This window comes from Kitasatospora nipponensis, assembly GCF_039528135.1.
Taxonomy (GTDB): domain Bacteria; phylum Actinomycetota; class Actinomycetes; order Streptomycetales; family Streptomycetaceae; genus Kitasatospora; species Kitasatospora nipponensis.
Map to the genome: position 1 here is coordinate 1 of NZ_BAAALF010000173.1, position 18,307 is coordinate 18,307.

The 18,307-nt window shown below is 75.6% G+C and carries 17 protein-coding genes, 1 pseudogene and 1 riboswitch; of the genes and pseudogenes, 8 read left to right on the plus strand and 10 right to left on the minus strand.

Translation table 11 applies throughout. The features are described from left to right. Positions 1–483, minus strand: a pseudogene (locus ABD323_RS32220) (hypothetical protein); the annotation flags it as partial. 9 nt (positions 484–492) lie between these two features. Beyond that, positions 493–655, minus strand: a riboswitch (cyclic di-AMP (ydaO/yuaA leader). A gap of 358 nt (positions 656–1,013) precedes the next feature. Between ABD323_RS32220 and ABD323_RS32225 the strand changes: the two are divergent. From ABD323_RS32225 to ABD323_RS32250, 6 genes are all read left to right on the plus strand, one after another. Further along, the gene (locus ABD323_RS32225; protein WP_344445589.1) at positions 1,014–1,304 is read left to right on the plus strand and encodes a YiaA/YiaB family inner membrane protein; all 291 of its coding nucleotides are present in this window, start codon (positions 1,014–1,016) and stop codon (positions 1,302–1,304) included. 122 nt (positions 1,305–1,426) lie between these two features. Further along, the gene (locus tag ABD323_RS32230) at positions 1,427–2,251 is read left to right on the plus strand and encodes an alpha/beta fold hydrolase (RefSeq protein ID WP_344445590.1); all 825 of its coding nucleotides are present in this window, start codon (positions 1,427–1,429) and stop codon (positions 2,249–2,251) included. Further along, positions 2,251–2,826 (plus strand): TetR/AcrR family transcriptional regulator, encoded by a 576-nt coding sequence (locus ABD323_RS32235; RefSeq protein ID WP_344445591.1) that lies wholly within the window; start codon positions 2,251–2,253, stop codon positions 2,824–2,826. Before ABD323_RS32230 ends, ABD323_RS32235 begins: the two co-directional genes overlap by 1 nt. Before the next feature lie 238 nt (positions 2,827–3,064). Continuing rightward, positions 3,065–3,322 carry a hypothetical protein gene (locus tag ABD323_RS32240; RefSeq protein WP_344445592.1) on the plus strand — a complete coding sequence of 86 codons (258 nt, stop codon included), beginning with the start codon at positions 3,065–3,067 and terminating at the stop codon, positions 3,320–3,322. Positions 3,323–3,536: 214 nt separating this feature from the next. Continuing rightward, positions 3,537–5,981: a SpoIIE family protein phosphatase gene (locus tag ABD323_RS32245; protein ID WP_344445593.1), complete on the plus strand. Its 2,445-nt coding sequence runs from the start codon at positions 3,537–3,539 to the stop codon at positions 5,979–5,981. A 79-nt stretch (positions 5,982–6,060) separates the two neighbouring features. Next, positions 6,061–7,350, plus strand: a complete 1,290-nt coding sequence (locus tag ABD323_RS32250; RefSeq protein WP_344445594.1) for a cytochrome P450 family protein — start codon at positions 6,061–6,063, stop codon at positions 7,348–7,350. Here ABD323_RS32250 and ABD323_RS32255 read toward each other — a convergent pair. Both ABD323_RS32255 and ABD323_RS32260 read right to left on the minus strand, forming a co-directional pair. Further along, positions 7,340–8,173, minus strand: a complete 834-nt coding sequence (locus tag ABD323_RS32255) for an NAD-dependent epimerase/dehydratase family protein (RefSeq protein ID WP_344445595.1) — start codon at positions 8,171–8,173, stop codon at positions 7,340–7,342. The genes ABD323_RS32250 and ABD323_RS32255 overlap by 11 nt on opposite strands. Before the next feature lie 82 nt (positions 8,174–8,255). Next, a complete protein-coding gene (locus ABD323_RS32260; RefSeq protein ID WP_344445596.1) occupies positions 8,256–8,747 on the minus strand; it encodes a carboxymuconolactone decarboxylase family protein in 492 nt (163 codons plus the stop codon). 50 nt (positions 8,748–8,797) lie between these two features. Here ABD323_RS32260 and pdxR point away from each other — a divergent pair, with 50 nt between their 5' ends. Beyond that, positions 8,798–10,159 carry a MocR-like pyridoxine biosynthesis transcription factor PdxR gene (gene pdxR, locus ABD323_RS32265; RefSeq protein WP_344445597.1) on the plus strand — a complete coding sequence of 454 codons (1,362 nt, stop codon included), beginning with the start codon at positions 8,798–8,800 and terminating at the stop codon, positions 10,157–10,159. A 48-nt stretch (positions 10,160–10,207) separates the two neighbouring features. Here pdxR and ABD323_RS32270 read toward each other — a convergent pair whose 3' ends face one another. From ABD323_RS32270 to ABD323_RS32295, 6 genes are all read right to left on the minus strand, one after another. Then, positions 10,208–10,369: a DUF6126 family protein gene (locus ABD323_RS32270; protein WP_344445598.1), complete on the minus strand. Its 162-nt coding sequence runs from the start codon at positions 10,367–10,369 to the stop codon at positions 10,208–10,210. A gap of 16 nt (positions 10,370–10,385) precedes the next feature. Next, positions 10,386–11,027 carry a helix-turn-helix domain-containing protein gene (locus tag ABD323_RS32275; RefSeq protein ID WP_344445599.1) on the minus strand — a complete coding sequence of 214 codons (642 nt, stop codon included), beginning with the start codon at positions 11,025–11,027 and terminating at the stop codon, positions 10,386–10,388. Between the two features lie 145 nt (positions 11,028–11,172). Next, positions 11,173–13,578, minus strand: a complete 2,406-nt coding sequence (locus tag ABD323_RS32280; RefSeq protein ID WP_344445600.1) for a glycoside hydrolase family 65 protein — start codon at positions 13,576–13,578, stop codon at positions 11,173–11,175. Further along, positions 13,575–14,324: an HAD family hydrolase gene (locus tag ABD323_RS32285; protein ID WP_344445601.1), complete on the minus strand. Its 750-nt coding sequence runs from the start codon at positions 14,322–14,324 to the stop codon at positions 13,575–13,577. Before ABD323_RS32285 ends, ABD323_RS32280 begins: the two co-directional genes overlap by 4 nt. Before the next feature lie 122 nt (positions 14,325–14,446). Then, entirely contained in the window at positions 14,447–14,779 is a 333-nt protein-coding gene (locus tag ABD323_RS32290; RefSeq protein ID WP_344445602.1) for a cupin domain-containing protein, read from the minus strand. A 16-nt stretch (positions 14,780–14,795) separates the two neighbouring features. After that, complete coding sequence (locus ABD323_RS32295; RefSeq protein ID WP_344445603.1) at positions 14,796–16,118, minus strand: APC family permease; 1,323 nt, start codon at positions 16,116–16,118, stop codon at positions 14,796–14,798. Between the two features lie 75 nt (positions 16,119–16,193). On the opposite strand from ABD323_RS32295, the gene ABD323_RS32300 reads away from it, so the two are divergent. Continuing rightward, complete coding sequence (locus tag ABD323_RS32300) at positions 16,194–17,327, plus strand: enoyl-CoA hydratase/isomerase family protein (RefSeq protein WP_344445604.1); 1,134 nt, start codon at positions 16,194–16,196, stop codon at positions 17,325–17,327. Positions 17,328–17,374: 47 nt separating this feature from the next. Here the strand turns inward: ABD323_RS32300 and ABD323_RS32305 are convergent. Beyond that, positions 17,375–18,307: lactonase family protein (locus ABD323_RS32305; RefSeq protein WP_344445605.1), on the minus strand; the 933-nt coding region annotated here is incomplete at its 5' end.

Sequence of the window (18,307 nt, forward strand, 5' to 3'; positions counted from 1 at the left end):
CACGGCGGCAATGGCCGCGGCCTCGGCGTGGGCGGCGCGCTCGGCGGCGGCCTCCCGGGCGGCGTCGAGGCGGGCGGCCTCCTCCTCGGCGGTGCTCCGGGTGTCGGCCTGCTGCTGGATCCGGGCGAACAGCGCCAGGCCCGGGTCGGCGGCGCCGTCCTGCGGGCCCTGGGCGCGCGCGTCGGGGGCCACCCGGTCGGGGGCGCTGAAGGCGGGGGCGGCCGGCGGGGCGCTCGGGGTGGCGGCCGCGGCGGCGGTGGCGGAGAAGGTGGTGGCGCCGAGGGCGGCGGCCATCGCGGTGACGCCCAGGACCGGTCCGGCGGCACGCGCCTGGCGGGGCACCTTGTGCCGCGCGCCCTCCTCGAAGTACTCGGCCTGCAGGGGGCGGTCGGGCTGGGTGACGTGGTCGGGGTGCGCGGGGTGGTCGAGCAACTGAGTACCGCTCAGCTGGCCGCGGCTCTCGGAGGAGTGCGTCGACGCCACGGGGGCGCTCCTTTCCTTCCCTCTCGCCTACCGGGTTAGCTGACGGGTTCGGAGGTGGAAGGTCTCCTACGGTCCGGCCGGAGCCGGTCCGATTCACCCCAAGGAACGGTGGTTCCCCGGCTCCCGGACCCCGCCCGGCGGGCTGGGTCCATGGATTAGGCGACGGCGCACGGTGCCGTTCGGGTACGGCGTTGCCGACCGCGCTGCGTTATCAAACGTTAATCCCAGAGCACCCCTGATTCCAAGCTCATCCAGTGGGATTGTCACACTCTTCTGAGGCGTATGAACCGTTTTGCCCGTGATATCCCCCTGGCCCACAACGCTCCGTGACGGTCCCTCACGAGCCCTCCGCACTCCCCACCCCTCCCCCGCCGCCGGACCCCACCCGCCAGGCGCCGCCCACGGCCGACCCGCACCCGCCGCCCGCGAGCCGCCGGGACGATCCGGCGACCGCCCGGTCACCGTTTCGCGACCCGGAAGTGAGTATCCGTACTCAGGTGCCCGCGGACCCAGTTGACGATCCTTCAGGCATGACTTCCTCGGTACAGCCGCGGACCACGTCCGCCTACTACCTGCAGGCGATCCTCTCCTTCACGCTCTCCGGCGGCGGCCTCGCCGTCGGGATCGCCTACCTGCCGGTCGACGCCTGGATGCGCGCCTTCCTCGCCCTGGGGCTGCTCTACGTGATCACCTCGGCCTTCACGCTGGCCAAGGTGATCCGCGACCGCCAGGACGAGGGCCAGCTGGTCAGCCGGGTCGACCAGGCCCGACTGGACAAGCTGCTCGCCGAGCACGACCCGTTCCGCCTGGACACCCCCTGAGCCGGTCGGCCGTGCCGCCGGCGGACGCGACCCGACCCCTTGACGGCTAAGGCTATTAGCCTTAGCTTTATGGGTGTCGGCAGACGCCGGCGGCACGGCCGACGAAGCCCAGGAGGCCCACCATGACCAGCACCCTCACCCCCCGGACCCAGTACCTCGAACTCCCCGGCGGCACCATCGCCTTCGACGACACGAACGGCGCGGGCACCCCGGTGGTCCTGATCCCCGGCATGCTCGACACCCGGGCCACCTACCGCCACCTGCACCCGCTGCTCACCGCCGCCGGCCACCGGGTGATCACGATGGACCTGCGCGGCCTGGGCGAGTCCTCGGTCGCCTGGGACGACTACTCGCCGGCCGCGATCGCCACCGACGTGATCGCCCTGCTGCAGCACCTGGGCGTCGAGCGCGCCGTGCTGGCCGGCAGTTCCTACACCGGCGCCACCGTGGTCAAGGTCGCCACCACCGCCCCCGACCTGGTGGCCGGGATCGTCCTGCTGGACGCCTTCATCGAGAACCCCCAGCCGAACGCCCTGGTCAAGCTGCTGGTCAAGGCGGTCGGTGAGGCGATCGTCTACGTCCCCTCGATCTGGGGCCTCTACCTGAACAAGATGGCCTTCCCCTCCGGCGGCCCGGCCGACCGCGCCGCCCACACCGCCGCCCTGGTCGCGGACCTGCGCGCCCCCGGCCACCGGGTCGCCACCCGCGGCTACGTGCGCGGCGACTCCGCCCCGGTGGGCTGGACGGCCGGCGTGCGCTGCCCGGCGCTGGTCGTCATGGGCGACAAGGACCCCGACTTCACCGACCCGAAGGCGCTGGCCGAGCGGCAGGCCGCGGCCCTGAACGGGCGCGTGGTGATGATCGAGGGTGCCGGCCACTACCCGATGGCCGAGTTCCCGCAGGCCACCGCCGACGCCCTGCTCCCCTTCCTCGCCGAGGTGGTCTGATGCCCCGCGCCGGCCTGACCCCCGACGCCGTGGTCGACCACGCCCTGGCGCTGATCGACGAACAGGGCCCCGACGCCCTGACGCTGGCGGGCGTGGCGGCCCGCGCCAAGGTGGCCACCCCCTCGCTCTACAAGCACGTGCCCGGCGGCCTGGCCGCCCTGCGCCGGCTGATCGCGATCCGGATCACCGGCGACCTGGCGGACCACCTGCGGCAGGCCACCGCCGGGGCCGAGGGCGACCCGGCGATGGAGGCGCTGCTGCGGGCCTACCACGCCTACGCCACCCGCTACCCGGGCCGCTACGCCGCCCTGCCGCAGTCCCCGGCGGGGGCCGACGAGGAGTTGCTGGGAGTCGCCGGCGAGCTGGTCGGGGCGATCCTGGCGGTACTGCGCGGCTACGGCATCGCCGGCTCCGAGGCGGTCCACGCCGCCCGGACCGTGCGCGCCCTCACCCACGGCTTCGCCTCGCTCTCCATCGGCGGCGCCTTCCAGCTCTCCGAGGACCTCGCGGTGACCCAGGACCGGCTGATCGGCGTGCTGACCGGCGGCCTGCGCAACTGGCCCGCCGGCGGCTGAGCCGGGGACCGACCGGCACCGGCCGGGCGCCCTGGGCCCGGCACCGATGCGTCCCTTCTGTGAGAACTTGCCGATCCTCTGGTCATACGGAGGGTTGATCGGATAGGACTAAAGTCCCATCCGGTACCGATTCGGGCGGAGACCGAGATCGATTCGTCTCCGAACCATGGTCAGACTGGGGCTCGCCCGGGTAGCACCAGCCGGGGGGCAGGCCACCACCCGCAGAGGACGAGGGACCATGACGCAGCCGACCACCGCCCGCAGCGCGGCGGCCCCGACCGCAGCCGTCCCCGTGCCCACCACCACCGGCGCGATCCCCGGCCAGCGCGCGGGCGCGCCCGGCGCGACGGGCCCGCGGTACGCGCCGCCGGTGCCCGAGCAGCCGACCGGCTGGGCCGCGGTGCGCCGCGGCTTCGCGATCGTCCGCGGGCTGCGCTCGATGGCCACCGTCCCGGCCCGGCCGCAGGCCGGCTACGGCGAGTGCGACGGCCAGTAGGGCCCCTCCGACCTCCACGCGCGTCCGGCCCCGCTTCGGGTCCGCCGTCCGGGCGCGCCCGCCCGCACGGGGTTCCGCAGGCGGGTTCCGGGCGCTGATCACGCCCTGCCGCGGCCGGAGCAAATAGGATATTCAGCGTCAAGCGCGGCACATCGGGCCGCCGCCGGTCGGCGCTCACTCCGTCCCGCGGCCGCCCCGGAGCGGAAGGCCCCCGATGGACCTGACCTCGCCCTGGCCGCCGACCTCGGCCGGTGCGCCCGGCGTCCCCGGCGCCGCGGCGGGCCCGGCGGCCGGCTCGCGCACCGGCGCGCGCTCCACCGTGACCTGCGTGCGCCGCCTGCTGCGCTGCACCAGCGCCGCCGAACTGCTCTCCGCGGCCCTGACCGACGGGCCCGGCTGGATCACCGGCGAGGGCTCCGCGATCTACCTGCTGGACCAGGCCGGCCAGCTGCGGCTGACCGTCTCCAGCGGCCTGCCCGCCTGGGTGCACGAGCGCTACGGCACCGTCGACCCCGACAGCGACCTGCCCGCCGCGCTCGCCCTGCGCCGCCGCGCGCCGGTGCTGCTCAGTCCCGAGCAGACCGGCAGCGACTACCCCAACCCCTCGGTCGGGCTGGGGACCGGCCTGGTCGCCGTCGCCACCCTGCCGCTGGTGGTCGACGACCTGGCGATCGGCGTCCTCGCGCTGCCCCTGGCGCACCGCGGCACCGTGCCGCGCCGCGACCTGGACGCCCTGGAGGCGATCGCGGAGACCTGCGCCCACCGGCTCGGGTACCTGATGGAGCACGGGAAGGCGAGCGCCGGCGCCCCGCCCGGGGTGCGCACGCACGCCGAGCAGCCGGACTCCTTCGTCGCCGACCCGCTGCTCGGCGGCGCCGTGCGGGCCGCCGGCGCGGGCGCCTTCGAACGGGACCTGATCACCGGGGAGAGCGCCTGGGACGCGGCCGCCTACCGGGTGGTGGGCCGCCCGGTGCCGGCGGGTCCCGGACCGTTCCCGGCGCCGGAGCTGAGCACCCTGGTCCACCCCGAGGACCTGCCCGACATCCAGGCCGCGCTGGTGGAGGTGCTGACCCGCGGCGGCCCCTACCGGCTGGCCTACCGGGTGCTGCGGCCGGACCACTCGGCGGGCTGGGTCGACGAGTGCGGCGAGGTGCTGCTGGACGTGCACGGGCGGCCGGTGCGGATCCCCGGCCTGCTGCTGGACGCCCCGCGTCACGCCGACCCGGTCACCGGGCGTGACGCCGGCGAGCCGGGCGCCACCGCGCACGAGGCCGGGACCGGGCCCACGGCGGACCGGGCAGCGGACGGGCCGGCCGGGCCCGAGGTCGGCGGCGCCCGGACCTCGCTGCTGCTCGCGCTCACCCGGGCGCTGTCGCGCGCGGTCACCGTGCGGGACGTCACCACCGCGCTGACCGACGTGGCCCGCCCCGCCCTGGGCGCCACCGGCCTGGTGCTGGACCTGGTCGACGAGGGGCGGCTGCTGCCGGTCTCGCCCTCGGTCTACGGCGGGGCGCACCGCGGCGAGCTGAACCGGCTGCACGAGCTGTCCAACGACGCCATGGAGCACGCGCTGGCCCGGGCCACCCCGCTCTTCAGCCCGCCGGCCGGCGGCGCGGCGGGAGACGGCGACGCGGGCGACGGCGACACGGGCGACACCGTGGCGGTCGTCGGCGCGGCGGGCCACACCCCGGGCGCCTGGGCCGTGCTGCCGCTGATCGCCTCGGGCCGGCAGGTCGGCTCCTGCCTGATCACCTTCGCCACCGAGCGCTCCTTCGGCCGCGAGGACCGCACCCTCTACTCCGCCTTCGCCGGGATTCTCGCGCAGTCCCTGGAACGGGCCCGGCTCTACGACACCCACCACCACCGCGCCACCGAGCTGCAGCGCGCGATGCTGCCGCGCAGCCTGCCCAGACTCGCCGGCCTCTGCTCGGCCGCGCGCTACCTGCCGAGCACCGAGGGGATGCAGATCGGCGGCGACTGGTACGACCTGTTCCCGCTGCCCAGCGGCCGGGTCGGCATGGTGATCGGCGACGTGCAGGGCCACAACGCCGAGGCCTCCGCCGTGATGGGCCAGCTGCGCAGCGGCCTGCGCGCGTACGCCACCGACGGGCACGACCCGGCGGCCACGCTGGCCCGCACCAGCCGGCTGCTGGCCGAGCTGGACACCGAGCTCTTCGCCACCTGTCTCTACCTGACCCTGGACCTGACCTCCGGCGCGCTGCACGCCGCCCGCGCCGGTCACCCGCCGCCGGTGCGGATCCGCGACGGCGCGGCCAGCGAGCTGCCGCTGGCGGGCGGCCCGCCGCTGGGCGTCGACCCGACGGCCCGCTACCCGCTCGTGGTGGAGCACCTGGCCCCGGGCGAGACGCTGCTGGCCTACACCGACGGCCTGGTGGAGGACCGCGACGAGGACTACGACGAGTCGGTGCAGCGGATGCTCGGCGGCCTGGAGCTGTGGAGCCGGCGCGTCGAGGCGCCCGGTGCGGCCGGTGCGGCCGGTGCGGCCGGCGGCGCCGAGACCGGCACCGGCACCGACGCCCGGAGCACCCCGGAGGCGGCGCTGGAGCGGCTGGCCGACCTGCTGACCCTCAACGTGACCGAGCGCAACTCCCGGCCGGACGACGTCGCGGTCCTGCTGCTGCACCGCATCCCGGCCTGACCGCTCCGGCCCGACCACGGCGCGCCGGGCGCCGACTGACGGCTGGTCAGCCGGGCGCGGTGGTCCTAGGGTGACGCCCATGCAGACCTCCCGGACGCTGACGGCCGTCCCGCTCGACCCTTTCGGACGCGACCAGCACGCCGAGAACGAACGGCTGCGCGGGCTGGGCCCGTTGGCGCTGGTGGAGCTGCCCGGCGGGGTACCGGCCTGGGCGGTCACCCACCACGGGGTGCTCCAGGAGCTGCTGGCCGACCCCCGGGTGGGCAAGGACCCGCGGCACTGGCCGGTCTTCACCGAGGGACGGCTGCCGGCGGGCTGGCCGCTGCTCAACTTCGTCACCGTGCCGGGCATGCTGACCGCGGACGGCGCGGACCACCGGCGGCTGCGCTCGCTGGTGAGCCAGGCCCTGACCCCGCGCCGGGTGGCGGGGCTGCGGCCCCGGATCGAGGAGCTCGCCGCGCGGCTGCTGACCGGGCTGACGGGCGAGTTCGAGCTGCGCTCCGCGTTCGCCTACCCGCTGCCGATGAGCGTGATAGCCGACCTGCTGGGCCTGCCGGCCGCCGAGCAGGACGCCCTGCACGAGCTCTCCACCACCCTGGTCAGCAGTTCCGCGACGCCCGAGGCCGCGCTGGCCGCCCAGCGCGACCTGTACGCGCTGCTCGCCTCGCTGGTGGCGCTGCGGCGCGAGCAGCCCGGCGACGACCTGACCAGCGCGCTGATCGCCGCCCGCGACGAGGCGGCCGGGACGGCGGATCCGGACGGACCGGAGGGACCCGGCGGGCCCGCCGCGCGTCTGAGCGAGCAGGAGCTGGTCGGCACCCTGCTGCTGATGCTGGTGGCCGGCCACGAGACCACGCTCAACCTGATCACCAACGCGGTGCGCGCGCTGTTCGCCCACCCCGAGCAGCTGGCCCGGGTGCTGGCCGGCGAGGTCGAGTGGTCGGCGGTGGTCGAGGAGACGCTGCGCTACGACTCGCCGGTCGGACAGTTCCCGCTGCGCTACGCGATCGAGGACATCGTGGTGGGCGACGTGCTGGTGCGGCGCGGCGAGGCGCTGCTCGCCTCCTACGCCGCGGCCGGGCGCGACGAGGGCCACTACGAGCGGGCCGCCGCCTTCGAGCCGGGCCGTCCGGACGCCCGCCACCTCTCGCTCGGCCACGGCCCGCACTTCTGCCTCGGCGCAGGGCTGGCCCGGCTGGAGGCGGAGACCGCGCTGCGCGCCCTGTTCACCGCCTTCCCCGACCTGCGTCCGGCGGCGGGCCAAACGCCCGAGCCGCTGCCCTCCTTCGTCGGCAACAGCGTGCGCGAACTGCGCGTGGTGACCGGCCGGGCCCGGGGCGCGGGCCCGGCGGCCTCTGCTACTGGGTGAAGTCGCCGCCCACGTAGTGGAACTCCGGGTCGTCCTCGTCCGGTTCGCCGTACTTGGCGAGCAGGGCGGCGGCGAACGGCTCGGCGTCGTCCTGCGGGTGGTAGCCGATCGCGCGGCCGGGGGCGAGGTCCCACCAGGCGCGGGTGTTGGCCGAGATGCCGTGGACGGCCACGTGCCCCGGGTGCGGCAGCTCGGCGGTGAGCGAGGCGTGCACCAGGCGACCGCAGTCGGCCGGGCTGAGCCAGGTGGCCAGGTGGCGCACGGTGAACGGCTCCGGGTAGCAGGAGCCGATCCGCAGCGAGACGGTCTCGATGCCGTGCCGGTCCGCGTAGAGCGCGGCGAGGTCCTCGCCGAAGCACTTGGAGAGGCCGTAGTAGGTGTCCGGGCGGCGCGGGGTGTCCACCCGCAGCGGGCCGCCGTCCGCCGGGCGCTCGGTGAAGCCGACCGCGTGGTTGCTGCTGGCGAACACCACCCGGCGCACCCCGGCGGCCCGGGCCGCCTCGTAGAGCTGGTGGGTGCCGTTGATGTTGACGGTCAGGATGTCCGCGAACGGCGCCTCGCCGGGGATCCCGGCCAGGTGGACGATGGCGTCCACGCCGCGGGCCGCCGCGGTGAGCTCCTCGGTGTCGGCCAGGTCGGCGGTGATCGCGCCCGGCTCGGCCGTGATCGGGGTCCGGTCGAAGAGCCGCAACCGGTATCCGTAGCCGGGGAGTTCGGCGCGCAGCATGGTGCCGACCGCGCCGGCCGCGCCGGTCAGCAGGACGGTGCGCGGCGCGGCGTTCTCGACGTCGGCGGCTTGGGTCCTGCGGGTCGGCTCTGACATGGGCGGCGAACTCCATTCGCGCGGGCGGACCGGACGGATCACCGTACCCCGCCGCCCCAAGCCCGCCGCCCGCGCGGTGAGGTCAGGTGCGGGAGCGGGCCGGCGGGCTCAGCCGGGTGGCCACCCCGAAGCGGTTCCAGGCGTTGATGGTGGCGATCAGCGAGATGAGCCGGGCCACTTCCTGCTGGTCGAACCGGGCGGCGGCCTCGTCGTAGACGGCGTCCGGCACATGGCCCTCGGTCAGCAGCGTGACGGCCTCGGTCAGCGCGAGGGCGGCGCGCTCGCGGGCGGTGAAGAACGGCGTCTCGCGCCAGGCCGGCAGCGCGACGATCCGGTGCGGGCCCTCACCCAGTTTCAGGGCGTCGGTGGAGTGCATGTCGATGCAGTAGGCACAGCCGTTGATCATCGAGGCGCGGATCTTCACCAGTTCGGCCAGCAGCGGGTCCAGCCCCGCCGAGGCGGCCCGGGTGAGCTCGGCCATCGCCCGGTAGACGTCGGGGACCAGCTGGTGGAAGGCCATCCGCGGGGCGGGGGCGGGCACGGGAACGGTGGCGGGCTCGGTCGCGGTACTCATGCGCACCACCCTAGGGAGTAACTGGACCGGCCTCCTGGTTCATTCGCGGTATGAATACTTGGGCCATTTGGGCGCCGGACCTCCACCTCGACCTGGCCGGCCGCCGGGCCGCCGGCGTGGGCCTGCGGGCCGCCCTGGAGGACGCGCTGCGCGAGGCCGCGGCCGGCGGCAACCTGCCGCCCGGCACCCGGCTGCCCTCCTCGCGCGCCCTGGCCGCCGACCTCGGCCTGGCCCGCAACACCGTGGCCGAGGCCTACGCGCAACTCGCCGCCGAGGGCTGGCTGGCCTCCCGCCAGGGCTCGGGCACCACCGTCGCCCAGCGCAGCCCCTGCGCGCCGCCCGAACCGCCGCCGGTCCGCCCGCCCGCGCCGAGCTACCGGTACGACCTGCGCAGCGGCCGCCCCGACCTGGACCTCTTCCCCCGCCGCGACTGGCTGGCCGCCACCCGCCGGGCGCTGGACGCCGCCCCGCGCGACGCGCTGGGCTACTCCGACCCGCGCGGCCGGATCGAACTGCGCCGGGCGCTGGCCGGCTACCTCGGGCGGGTGCGCGGGGTGCGGATCGACCACGAGCGGCTGGTGCTCTGCTCCGGCTACGCCCAGGGGCTGGCCCTGCTCGCCGCGGTGCTGCACGCGGACGGCGCCCGCACCCTGGCCGTCGAGGGGTACGGGCTGGCACCGCACCACGCGGCGATCAGCGCGGCCGGCCCGGCCACCGTGCCGCTCCCGCTGGACGAGCGGGGCGCGCGCACCGAGCTGCTGCCCGGCCTGGACGCGGACGCCGTGCTGCTGACCCCCGCCCACCAGTTCCCCACCGGTGCCCCGCTGCACCCCTCGCGGCGGGCCGCCGCGGTGGACTGGGCCCGGGAGGCCGACGCGCTGGTGATCGAGGACGACTACGACGGCGAGTTCCGCTACGACCGCCAGCCGCTGGGCGCGGTGCAGGCGCTGGATCCCGACCGGGTGGTCTACGCGGGCACCGCCAGCAAGAGCCTGGCGCCGGGGCTGCGGCTGGGCTGGCTGGCGCTGCCGCGCCGGCTGGTCGAGCCGATGGCCGAGCAGAAGGCGCGGGCCGACGGCCAGTCGGGGGTGATCGAGCAGTTGGCGCTCGCCGAGCTGATCGGCTCCGGCGGGTACGACCGCCAGGTCCGCCGGGCCCGGCTGCACTACCGGCGGCGGCGCGACCGGCTGGCGGCCGTGCCGGCCGACGGGCCGGGCGAGGAGGAGCTGGTCGCGCGGGCCGCCCGGCGCGGGCTGGCCCTGCAGTCGCTGGGCGAGTTCCGCCACCCACTGCTGGGGCGCGGTGGCCCGGACGAGCCGTCGCCGGCGCTGGTGATCGGCTACGGCACGCCGTCCGAGGGCTCCTACGCCGGCGCGCTGGCCGAACTCGCCGCGCTGCTGGCCGAACGCTGAGCGGGGGGCTCCAGGGGTCTGGGCCGCGGTGAGCGGGGCCCGGGAGCCTCAGCCGCGGTGGCCGCCGATCCAGAAGAGCAGGAAGAGGAAGCCGCCGAAGAGGTGGGCGGCCACCATGTAGATCCCCACCCGGATCGCCACCCGGTGGTCGGTGCGCTTGCCGGCGTCGGTGGTGGGCGGGTAGCTCGGGCGCGGGTGCTGGACAGCCATCGGAGCGGGTCCTTCCTCAGAGCGAACGCGGCGGGTCGCCCAGGCAGAGGTCACTGCCCGGGCTCTGCAGCAGGGTGTGGACGAAGAGCAGCTCCACGCCGTCGGCGGAGTCGGCCGCCAGGCGGTGCGGGGTGAGCGAGTCGAACTGCGCGCTGTCACCGGCGTCGAGCAGGTACGCGCTCTGGCCCAGCGTCAGCCGCAACCGGCCGCGGACCACGTACAGCCACTCCTCGCCGGCGTGCACCCGCACCACCGCGTCCTGTAGGCCCGGCGGCACGTGGACGTGCAGCGCCTGCATGGCCCGGCCGGGGACGCCGGCGCGCCGGTAGCCCCAGCCGCCGGTGCGGCTCGGCTCGACGACGCCGCCGCGCACCACCGGGTCGGGCGGGCCGGCCTGCCCGCCGAGCAGGCCGGCCACCGTGCCGCCGTAGAGCCGGGCCAGGCTCAGCAGGACCGGCAGCGAGGGCTGGCGGCGACCGGTCTCCAGCCGGGAGAGATAGGCTGGCGAGAGTCCGGCACGGGCCGCGGCCGCCTCCAGGGTGAGCCGGTTGGCCTGCCGGTGCTCGCGCAGCCGGGCCCCGAGACCGGGCAGCTCGGCCTCGGTCGCGTCCTGGGCGTCGTGCTCGCCCTGGTCGGGCGGCGGTGGCCTGGTGCTCATGGGATCAAGTCCACACCCTTGATGCCTCTCAGGCAAGAAATGTGCCTCAGAGGCAAACCCGGCCCGATCGGCGACCCAGCCGGTTGCTCAGCCGCGCCCACTCGGCCCCTCGTTCAGCCGCTCGCTCAGCCCCTCGCTCAGCCGCTCACTCGGCCGGCAGGTGCTCCGCGGAGCTGACGCCCGAGCCGGTGGTGGGCCCGGCCTGCGAGGTACGGCGGGCCGGTTCGCGCCCGGGTGGCTGGGGCAGCCGCTCGCTGGCCTCCGGCACGGCGGTGGGCCGCTGGACCGGCGCCCCCACCTCCACCCACAGCTCCTCGTCGTCGTGCGCGATCCGCAGCTTGTCGCCCTCGCGCAGCGTGTAGTCGGTCCTCTCGTGGGTGATCTCCACGTGCAGCAAGTGGTGGCGCACCCGCATCGAGAAGGCCAGCCGGACCAGGCCCGCGGGCAGTCGCGGCCGGAAGCTGATCACCGTGCCGTGGTCGCGCAGCCCGCCGAAGCCGGACACCAGCGCGATGCAGGCACCGGCCAGCGAGGCCATGTGCAGGCCGTCGCGGGTGTTGCCGCCCAGGTCGTGCAGGTCCATCAGGGCGGCCTCGGCGGTGTAGTCGTAGGCCAGGTCGAGCTGGCCCACCTCGGCCGCGATCACTGCCTGGGTGCAGGCCGACAGCGAGGAGTCGCGCACCGTCAGGCGCTCGTAGTAGGCGAAGTTGCGGGCCTTCTGCTCGGCGCTGAAGGCGTCGCCGCGCAGCTGCATCGCGAGCACCAGGTCGGCCTGCTTGACCACCTGCTTGCGGTACAGGTCGAAGTACGGGTAGTGCAGCAGCAGCGGGTACTTCTCCTGCGGCGTGCCCTCGAAGTCCCAGAGCTGGTGGTCGGTGAAGCCGTCGGCCTGCGGGTGCACGCCGAGCTTCTCGTCGTAGGGGATGAACATCGCGGCGGCCGCGTCCCGCCAGGCGGCGGTCTCCTCGGTGTCCACGCCCAGCGCCGCCGCCTCCAACTGGTGGCGCCCGACCGCCTCGGCGGCGGCCCGCAGGTTCGTCTGGGCCATCAGGTTGGTGAAGACGTTGTTGTCCGCCACCGCGCTGTACTCGTCGGGCCCGGTGACGCCCTCGATCCGGAACCGGCCGGTCGGGTCGTGGTGGCCCAGCGACCGCCACATCCGGGCGGTCTCCACCAGGAGTTCGAGCCCGTAGCTGCGCTCGAAGTCGACGTCGCCGGTGACCCGCACGTACCGGGCGGCCGCCACCGCGATGTCGGCGCCGATGTGGAACGCGGCCGTGCCCGCCGGCCAGTAGCCCGAGCACTCCTCGCCACGGATCGTGCGCCAGGGGAACACCGCGCCGGCCAGGCCGAGTTGGGCCGCCCGCTCGCGGGCCAGCGGGAGCGTGCTGTGCCGCCAGCGCAGCGCCTGGGCGACCGCGCCCGGCAGGCAGTAGGTGAGCACCGGCAGGACGAAGGTCTCGGTGTCCCAGAAGCTGTGGCCGTCGTAGCCGGGACCGGTCAACCCCTTGGCCGGGATGGCCCGTTCCTCGCTGCGCGCGGAGGCCTGCAGGACGTGGAAGAGCGCGAACCGGACGGCCTGCTGGAGTTCCACGTCGCCGTCGATCTCGATGTCGCTGGAGGACCAGAACTCGTCGAGGTACGCCTTCTGTTCGGCGACCAGCCCGTCCCAGCCGGAGTAGCGGGCGGCGGTGATCGCCGCCTCCACCTGGTCGCGGACCGCCGGCACCGAACGGGTGGCCGACCAGCCGTAGCCGGTGAACTTGACCATCCGCAGCCGCTGGCCGGGCTGCAGCACGGTGGTCACGTTGATCCGGGCCTGGTCGTGCCGGCTCTCCGAGGTGACGCTCACCCCGTCCGGACCCTCGATCACGTGGTCCATGCCGACCGCGACCCGCAGCTGGCTGAACCGGGTGCGGTGCACCAACGAGCCCTGGGTGCCGTGCGCGTGGTGCGCCTCCGCCTCCAGCGGCGCCTCCAGCACGGCCGAGGCGCGCGGGTCGCCGTCGCTGTTCGGCAACTGCTCGTTGGCGACCAGCTCGGACTGGAGCACGATCCGGACCGGACCGTCCACCGCCTCCACCTCGTAGTCCACCGCCGCGATCGCCCGCTGGGTGAGCGAGACCAGTCGCGAGGAGCGGATCCTGATCGTCCGCCCGGCCGGCGAGGTCCACTCCGCCTCCCGCCGCAGCACGCCCTCGCGGAAGTCCAGCGAGCGGCGGTGGCCGTGCAGTTCGCCGTAGCGCAGGTCAAAGGGCTCGTCGTCGACCAGCAGCCGGATGAGCTTGCCGTTGGTAACGTTGATGACGCTCTGGCCCGACTCCGGGTAGCCGTAGCCGCCTTCCGGGTAGGGCAGCGGGCGCAGCTCGAAGACCCCGTTGAGGTAGGTGCCGGGCAGGCCGTGCGGCTCCCCCTCGTCGAGGTTGGCGCGCAGCCCGATGTGGCCGTTGGAGAGCGCGAAGACCGACTCGCTGCGGGCCAGTTGGGCCAGGTCCAGCCGGTGCTCGGTGACGCTCCACGGGTCGACCGCGAAGCCCTCCTGCGCGGTCATACCGGTTCCCCCTCGATCAGCTCGGACAGGTCGTCCACCACCAGGTCGGCGCCGTGCTCGCGCAGCGCCTGCGCCTGGCCGGTGCGGTTCACCCCGACCACCACGCCGAAGCCGCCCGCCCGTCCCGAGGCCACCCCGGCCAGCGCGTCCTCGAAGACCGCCGCGTGCTCGGGGGCGGTCTTCAGCGCCTCGGCGGCGGCCAGGTACGTGTCGGGCGCCGGCTTGCCGGGCAGGCCCTGGCGGCGGGCCGTCTCGCCGTCGATCACCACGTCGAAGAGGCCCTCGATGCCGGCCGCCTTCAGCACGTCGCGACAGTTGGCGCTGGAGGAGACCACCGCCCGGGGCAGGCCGAGCACCCGCAGCCGGTGCAGGTACTCCACCGACCCCGCGTACGGCTGCACGCCCTGCTCGCGGATCAGCCGCAGCACCAGGTCGTTCTTGCTCGCGCTCAGCCCCTGGACGCTGCGCACGCCCGGGCCGTCGGCCGAACTGCCCTCGGGCAGTTCGATCGAGCGCGAGCTCAGGAAGGTCCGGGTGCCGTCCAGGCGCGGGCGGCCGTCCACGTACCGGTCGTAGTCCTCGACCGGGTCGAAGGGCACGAAGTCGTCCCCGGTGCGGCGGGCCTCCTCGCGCAGGAAGCCGTCGAACATCGTCTTCCAGGCGGCGGCATGGACTTTGGCGGTCTGCGTCAGCACCCCGTCGAGATCGAAGAGGTACGCGCGGATGTGGTCGGGTAGCCCCAGCATGGTTGCAGTCTGACCCAGGAAGCCCGCCCCCATGCCCATTACGGACGGCGCGTCGCCGGCCCGGTCCTCGGGCCGGCCCCCGGGCTCGCCGTCGGGGCCGGCCGTGGGACCCGTCGCCCGGGTCAGCCGTCGGACTCGGCCGGCGCGAAGAGCACGAGCACCCGCAGGTCCTCGGTGATGTCGTGGAAGCGGTGCACCGCCTGCGCGGCCACGAACGCCACCGAGCCGGCCCGCACCGGCAGCTCGGCCTCGCCCACCCGCAGCACCCCGGCGCCGGCCAGCACCACGTACAACTCGTCCTCGCGGTGCGGCAGCTGCGGGTCCTCGGCGCCGGCGGCCAGGGTGTAGACGCCGCCGCTCATGGTGTCGGTCCGCAGGAACTCCAGATAGCGCCGGCCGGCGGCGTCCTGCTCGGCGGCCAGGGCGTCCAGGTGGAAGAGCTGATGGTCCATCATGGTCCGATTATCACCTTCAGGAGCGCCCGCCGTCCCGGGTTGACCGGTACCGCAGGTACAGCAGCGAGCCGGCGCCCACCAGCAGCGGCCAGAGCAGGTACCGTCCCGACATCACCAGCAGCGCGGCCACCGCCACCAGCGCCACCAGCGCCGCCAGCCAGCCCGCGCTCCACCGCGGCAGCAGCCGCAGCGCCGCCGAGGTCCCCAGCGCGTACACCGTGACGAAGGAGCCGCAGGTCAGCTGCACCAGCGGCGCCGGTCCCACGCCGGTCAGCGCCACCACGCCCAGGGCCAGTGCGGCCATCGTGATCAGCGTCGCCAGGCTGCGCCGCGGCACCTCGCCCACCGTGCTGCCCCGGCCGAGCGCGGCCGGCAACTGCCCGTCGCGGCCCAGCGCCGCGCCGAGCTTGGCCGCGCCCGCCCAGTAGGCGTTCATGGTGCCCAGCGTCAGCAGCACCGCCGCCCCGGCGGCCATCAGCCGGGCGCTGCCGCCCAGCCCGCCGGCCATCAGGTCGCCCAGCGGCGCGGCGGAGTCCGCCGCGGCCGGACCGAGCACCACGATCACCGCGAAGGCCAGCGCCAGGTAGAGCGCCCCCACGATCAGCACGGCCAGCCCGGTGGCGCGCGGCAGGTCCCGGCGCGGGGAGCGGAACTCGCCCGCCAGGTGCGTGATCGCCTCCCAGCCCGCGAAGCTCCAGACCAACAGGCTCGCGGCCGGCCCGATCGCCGACCAGCCGTGCGGCGCGAACGGGTGCAGCCGGGCCAGGCTCGCGTGCGGCAGCGAGCACGCCATCGCCACCAGCAGCAGGGCCACCAGCACGCCCGACAGGCCCAGTTGCAGCCGGCCCGAGAGGCGCACCCCGTACCGGTTGGCCAGCCCCGTCACCGCCAGCAGGCCCGCGGCGGTGGCCAGCTCGGTGGCCCGGCCGCCGCCCACCGCCGAGGCCACGTACGACCCGCAGAAGAGTCCCGCGGCCGCCGAGCCCGGCGGGATCGCGAAGAAGAAGCACCAGCCGGCCGTCGCGGCGGCCCGCGGGCCGAACGCCAGCCGGGCGTAGTAGGAGATGCCGCCGGCGTCCGGGTAGCGCGCGCCGAGCGCCGCGAAGACCCCGGCCAGCGGGGCCGAGAGCAGCACCAGGGCCGCCCAGGCGAGCAGCGAGGCCGGGCCGGCCACCTTCGCCGCCAGCGCGGGCAGCGCGATCACGCCGGTGCCGAGCACCGCGCCCACGTACATCGCGGTGCCCTGCAGCAGCGTCAACGTGCCGTGCGGGGCGGGGGGCGGGGCCGAGGGGTCCGGTATCGAGGACGGGGACGCGGAGGGGTGCGCGGTGTCGGTCACCGGGTCACTGTGCCACCGCCGCGGCCGCCGCGTACCGTGGCGGGCGGTACGGCCCGACCCCGCAAGGAGCATCCGATGACCTCGCAGCCCGCGCAGCCCCACGCCCCGGCGGGCTCGCCGGCCCCGGCCCGAGCCCTGGGCGGGCCCGACACGGGCGCCGCGGACACCACGGACGCCCTGGTGACGGCCCACCGGGACGGCCGGGTCGGCCGGATCACCCTCAACCGTCCGCGGGCGATCAACGCGCTCAACCACGCGATGGTGCTGCGGTTGCACGAGGTGCTGGCCGACTGGGAGCGGGACCCGCGGGTGGCCGCCGTCGTGCTCACCGGCGCCGGCGGGCGCGGCCTGTGCGCGGGCGGCGACATCCGCTTCTTCCACGACGACGCCAAGGACGGCGGGGCCGGCGCCCGCGCCTTCTTCCGCGACGAGTACCTGCTCAACCACCGGATCGCCCGCTACCCCAAGCCGTACGTCGCCCTGATGGACGGGCTGGTGCTCGGCGGCGGGGTGGGCGTCTCGGCGCACGGCAGCGTGCGGGTGGTCACCGAGCGCTCCGCCGTCGGCATGCCGGAGACCGCGATCGGCTTCGTCCCCGACGTCGGCGGCACCTGGCTGCTCGCGCACGCGCCCGGCGAGCTCGGCACCCACCTCGCGCTCACCGCCACCCGGATGACCGGCGCGGACGCGCTGTACTGCGGCTTCGCCGACCACCACCTGCCCAGCGAGCGGCTGGCGGCCTTCACCGCGGCCCTCGCCGAGCGCGAACCGGCGGCCGTGGTGGAAGCGTTCAGCACCCCGGCGGGTCCCTCCGCACTGGCCGGGCAGCAGTCCTGGATCGACCGCTGCTACGCCGCCGACACGGTGGAGGAGATCGTCGCCCGCCTGCTGGAGTCGGGCCTGCCGGAGGCGAAGGAGGCCGCCGAACTGATCGGCGCCCAGTCGCCGACCGCCCTCAAGGTGACCCTGGCCGCCCTGCGCCGGGCCCGCCGACTGCCCAGCCTGGAGGCCGCGTTGGACCAGGAGTTCCGCACCTCGTGCGCGGGCCTGAGCTCGCCCGACTTCGTGGAGGGGATCCGCGCCCAGGTCGTGGACAAGGACCGCAACCCGCGCTGGTCCCCCGCCGACCTCGGCGCGGTCCCACCGGCCGAGGTCGACCGGCACTTCGCCCCACTGGCCGACCCGGCGGACGAACTCGGGCTGGCCTGAGGACGGTTGGGACCGCACCGACCCCGTTCGGCGGGTGGCGCCGTGACTCAGAGGGCCACGATGCCCTCGCCGCCGGCGCCGCCCGGCACGGTGACCGCGCCGACCGGGGTCAGGCCGCCGTCGGCGGCGATCCGGTAGGCGTCCACCGTGCCCGCCTTGCCGCCCTGGACGTAGAGGAAGTGCCCGTCGCCCGAGGCCGCGGCGTCGACCGTCCCCGCGTCGGTGGCGGTGTTCCCGAGCGCCGTGAGCGCGCCGCGGGCGCCGACCCGGAAGCCGGAGACGGTGCCGCTGCCCGCGTTGGAGGCGTAGAGGTGGTCGCCGGCGGCGGCCACCCAGCAGGTGGCGGCCTGGCCGGTGGGGGCCTGGCCGACGGCGGTGACCCGGCCGTCGGCGCCGACCGTGTAGGTGGCGACCGCGTTCGGGCCGACCTCGGTGACCTGCAGGCGGCCGTGCGCGTCGAAGACGAAGCCGAACGGCACCGTGCCGGGCTCGGCGTTCACCACGGGCGCCGCCGAGGGGGCGCCGTGCGCGCCGAGCGGGAAGACGTCGATGCTGTTGCCGCCGGCCTTGGTGGTCACCACCAGCCGGGAGCCGTCCGGGGTGAAGGCGATCTGCCCGGGCGTGTGGGTGAACTGCGGCGCGCCGGCCGGGTCCAGGCCCAGGCCGCGGTGCCAGCCGGCCACCGGCGCGAGGTGCTCGCCGGCCAGCCGGAAGCCCTGGATCGAGCCGCCGTCCAGCGCGTTGAGGACGTAGAGGAGGTCACCGTGCACCGCGAGGCCGACCGGGAACGAGCCGCCGGAGGAGAGCACCTGGCGGCGCTCCAGCCGGTCGCCGTGCACGGCGAAGACGGTCACCGTGTCGCTGCCCGCGTTGACGGCGTAGAGCAGCTGGTGCCGCTCGTCGTAGGCCAGCGACCCCTGCGAGGCGAGGTGGTCGACCACCGAGCCGGTCAGCCGGCCGCCCCGGGCGCCCGGGGGGTG